The 3849-nt window shown below is 38.8% G+C and carries 4 protein-coding genes; 1 reads left to right on the forward strand and 3 read right to left on the reverse strand.

Features of this window, described 5'->3' with window-relative positions:
* The first annotated feature begins 123 nt into the window (after positions 1 to 123).
* On the forward strand, positions 124 to 282 hold the full coding sequence (locus tag F6K54_RS33885) for a PfkB family carbohydrate kinase (protein ID WP_375342021.1): 159 nt from the start codon (positions 124 to 126) through the stop codon (positions 280 to 282).
* A 296-nt stretch (positions 283 to 578) separates the two neighbouring features.
* On the opposite strand, the gene F6K54_RS33890 is transcribed toward F6K54_RS33885, so the two are convergent.
* From F6K54_RS33890 to F6K54_RS33900, 3 genes are all read right to left on the reverse strand, one after another.
* Positions 579 to 713 (reverse strand): hypothetical protein, encoded by a 135-nt coding sequence (locus F6K54_RS33890; protein ID WP_293087936.1) that lies wholly within the window; start codon positions 711 to 713, stop codon positions 579 to 581.
* Between the two features lie 173 nt (positions 714 to 886).
* Positions 887 to 3253, reverse strand: coding sequence for a serine/threonine-protein kinase (locus F6K54_RS33895; RefSeq protein WP_293087937.1), 2367 nt, complete (start codon positions 3251 to 3253; stop codon positions 887 to 889).
* 343 nt (positions 3254 to 3596) lie between these two features.
* Complete coding sequence (locus tag F6K54_RS33900) at positions 3597 to 3758, reverse strand: hypothetical protein (RefSeq protein ID WP_293087939.1); 162 nt, start codon at positions 3756 to 3758, stop codon at positions 3597 to 3599.
* Positions 3759 to 3849 lie beyond the last annotated feature (91 nt).

A 3849-nucleotide genomic window follows, 5' to 3' on the forward strand; every position in this document is an offset into this window, starting at 1 on the left:
ACTGAAATTCTCTTTACTTTTCTCCAATATTTCCTCTTTTTCTCCTTTCTTCCCTCCTGACTCCTGACTCCTGAGGACTGACTCCTCACAACAGTTATTTATAAGTATTCAACCGAACATGATATTAATGGTGGTTTAGCAGCAGCATTAGATACAGGTTTGTCATTAAAAGATGCTGTTAAATGGGGTGCTGCTGCTGGTGCTTTATGTGTTACGAAATCAGGCGCTCAACCTGCTATGACAGATAGAAAAACATTTGACAATTTTCTGTTAAGAAGGTAGTTGTTGTTCAGGCGTTGCTGATTCTGGGTATGATTTTGCCCCCCTAACCCCCAATTTTGGGGGGAATAAAACTCTAAAAGTCCCCCTTGATCCCCCTCCCGTCCCCCGCAGGATCGGGGGAAGCCAGATGTTGCTGCGCTTTTTGTTGAACGGGGGATGCGCGGGGGCTTGAGCAGAACCAAACAATCGCGCATTCATACTTCAATTCAGCAACGCCGTTGTTCAAAGTAGGTTGGGTAGAATGAAGTGTTAGCGGAGCTTATCTGTTATACATCTTATAGGCTTTGTTGCACTGATTAACCACAATATAAAAAGATGGCATACTCCTTAAGAGTCATCTTAAGATGACTTAAATTATTAGCCAAGGATTGAAATCCTTGGCGAGTCATGTTATCCGCCAACCGAGTCATATCATCCCCTTGGCGAGTCATGTCATCCGCCAAGTCATGTCATCCGCCAAGAAATAAATTTCTTGGCTCACAGCAGAAGTCATCTAAAGATGACTAAAGATAGTTAACTTATTATGGCTAATTAATGAGACTTGATATTAATCCGTATATCCGTGGCATAATTCGTGTGAGCGACTCAACCCAACCTACAAATACTAATTTTCTCGTAATTCTTTGAGTTGATCTAGAGATTTTTGATACAACTCTTGATTTCTTTGTTGTTGGTATAAGTCGGCAGCTTTTTCAAAGTCTGATATAGCTTTTTCAGTATTACTGTTACGTTTGTAAATCACACCCCGGTTGTAGTAAGCATTAGCATATTTGGGATTGAGTTGAATAGCTTGGTTAAAGTCAGCGAGCGCCTTTTCATATTTTCCCTGGTTATAGTAAACATAACCCCTGTCATTGTAAGCTTCAGCATATTTGGGATTGAGTTGAATAGCTTGGTTATACTCAGCAAGCGCCTTCTCGTATTCTCCCTGGTTATCGTAAACATCACCCCTGTTGTTGTAAGCAACAGCATATTTGGGATTGAGTTGAATAGCTTGGTTATACTCAGCAAGCGCCTTTTCATATTGTCCCTGCTTATGATAAACAGCACCCCTACCATTGTAAGCACTAGCATATTTGGGATTAACTTGAATAGCTTGGTTCAAGTCAGCGAGCGCCTTTTCATATTTTCCCTGGTTATAGTAAACCAAACCTCTGTGTTTGTAAGCACTAGCATATTTGGGATTGAGTTGAATAGCTTGGTTATACTCAGCCAGCGCCTTTTCATATGCTCCCTGGTTATAGTAAACAGCACCCCTGTTGTTGTAAGCAGTCGCATATTTGGGATTGAGTTGAATAGCTTGGTTATACTCAGCGAGCGCCTTTTCATATTTTCCCTGGTTATAGTAAACATAACCCCTGTCATTGTAAGCAGTCGCATATTTGGGATTGAGTTGAATAGCTTGGTTATAGTCAGCGAGCGCCTTTTCGTATTTTCCCTGCTTACGATAAACCAAACCCCTGTTGTTGTAAGCAACAGCAAATTTGGGATTGAGTTGAATAGCTTGGTTGTACTCAGCAAGCGCCTTTTCATATTTTCCCTGGTTATCGTAAACATCACCCCTGTTGTTGTAAGCAGTAGCATATTTGGGATTGAGTTGAATAGCTTGGTTATAGTCAGCAAGCGCCTTCTCGTATTCTCCCTGGTTATCGTAAACATAACCCCTGTTGTTGTAAGCAGTAGCATATTTGGGATTGAGTTGAATAGCTTGGTTATAGTCAGCAAGCGCCTTCTCGTATTCTCCCTGGTTATCGTAAACATCACCCCTGTTGTTGTAAGCACTAGCATATTTGGGATTGAGTTGAATAGCTTGGTTATAGTCAGCGAGCGCCTTTTCATATTTTCCCTGGTTATAGTAAACAGCACCCCTGCCATTGTAAGGACTAGCATATTTGGGATCGAGTTGAATAGCTTGGTTATAGTCAGCAAGCGCCTTTTCATATTCTCCCTGGTTATAGTAAACAGCACCCCTGTTATTGTAAGCTTCAGCATTTTTCGGATTGAGTTGAATAGCCTGGTTATACTCAGCAAGCGCCTTTTCATATTTTCCCTGGTTATGGCGATCGCTCACCCCATTATAGTAATTTTCAGCTTTATTGAAAAAAATGCCTATTCCTGCGCCGATAATTCCGATAATGGTGGCAACTATTCCGATTTTCAACAACTGATTATTTCCTCGGTAAAAAGTTTTGCTGCTTTTTATAGCAGTTAACATTTCTGTAGCAGTCTGGTAGCGATCGCTCAATTTTTTTTCTATCGCTCTACCTAAAATATCAGCAAATTTTGAGCTAATATTCCCTACATTTTTGCGCCAGGGAAGTTTACTATTGGGTATTTTTCCTGTTAAAAGATAAACTGCTGTTACTCCTAAACTATATATATCGCTAGCATGGGTAGGTTTACCTTTTTTTTGTTCGGGAGAAACAAAACCTGAAGTTCCAGTACCCAGGACAGTATAAGTCATGTTTGGGTTAACTATGGTGTCAATTTCTTTGACAATACCGAAGTCTATTAATATAGATAATTTTTCTCCATTCACCATAATATTACTCGGCTTAATATCCCGGTGAATTATTTTATTTTCCTTGAAAAAATCCAGGACTGGCAATATTTTTTTTAGTATATCTTTGACTTCTATTTCTGTTAGTTTCCCTTTGTGTTTAAGTTGGTGTTGGAGGTTACGTCCTGCAATCCATTCTTGAACTAAATAAAATTGATTATTTTCCGAAAAATAGCCATATAAATCTGGAATTTGTGGGTGTTTTCCTAATCTTTTTAAAATTTTTGCTTCTTGTTGAAATCTTTGTTCTAGTTCTTGTTGTAATTGGGGTTTCGAGGTCTTGAGTTGCTTGATGAGACATAGACGATTAGAGCTTCTGGTGTCTTTTCCCTGGAATGTGATGCTCACATGAGTCTCATACAATTTCTTCATAATTTGGTATCGTTTGTCTAGAAGTTGGTTTGTAGCCATTGGTATTTTAAGTTGATTAGAAGATAACTTAATTATAGAGCGATACACAGAAACCGGGTTTATTGAGGAAAGTGTGGGAAGTGTTAGGAAATCGAATCTTGTCTGCTTTGTAGTAAGATATAATTCTGGTTCAATTCATAAAGCTTTTATCTAAGCCAAAAGTAATCGCTGATAGCTAATATAAAATCCGGTTGAATAGTCGTCATTGCGACGATAGGAAGCAACCTCTTATCTTTAGGAGATTGCTTCCTTCCACGGAGTAACCGTCGCAATGACTTAGCGATAGTAATTATCCTGATTCTATATAACGGTTGAATGCTTAAATTTTAGCACTACTAATTTCCTATCGAATAGACTTATTAATTGCATCCACCAAAAACAAGCGATAGCTAATAGATAATTCCCTAATAAATCTAACTAATTCCTGCCAAGATAAACTCCCAAACTCTGACTCAACATTTCCCTTTCTTTGAGGCAACTTTCCTAACTGCAAACTCTCTAGCAAATCATTACCGAATAATTAATACAGGACTTACGCAAAGGCACTGTGTATAGAGTCCAATAACTATTGGACAATAGTTTTGAGCGCTATATAT

Source organism: Okeania sp. SIO3B5, assembly GCF_010692555.1.
GTDB lineage: Bacteria > Cyanobacteriota > Cyanobacteriia > Cyanobacteriales > Microcoleaceae > Okeania.

Coding starts and splice junctions, on each gene's coding strand:
- F6K54_RS33890 (WP_293087936.1), bottom strand. CDS start 713: ATGACTCGCCAAGGGGATGATATGACTCGGTTGGCGGATAACATGACT.
- F6K54_RS33895 (WP_293087937.1), bottom strand. CDS start 3,253: ATGGCTACAAACCAACTTCTAGACAAACGATACCAAATTATGAAGAAA.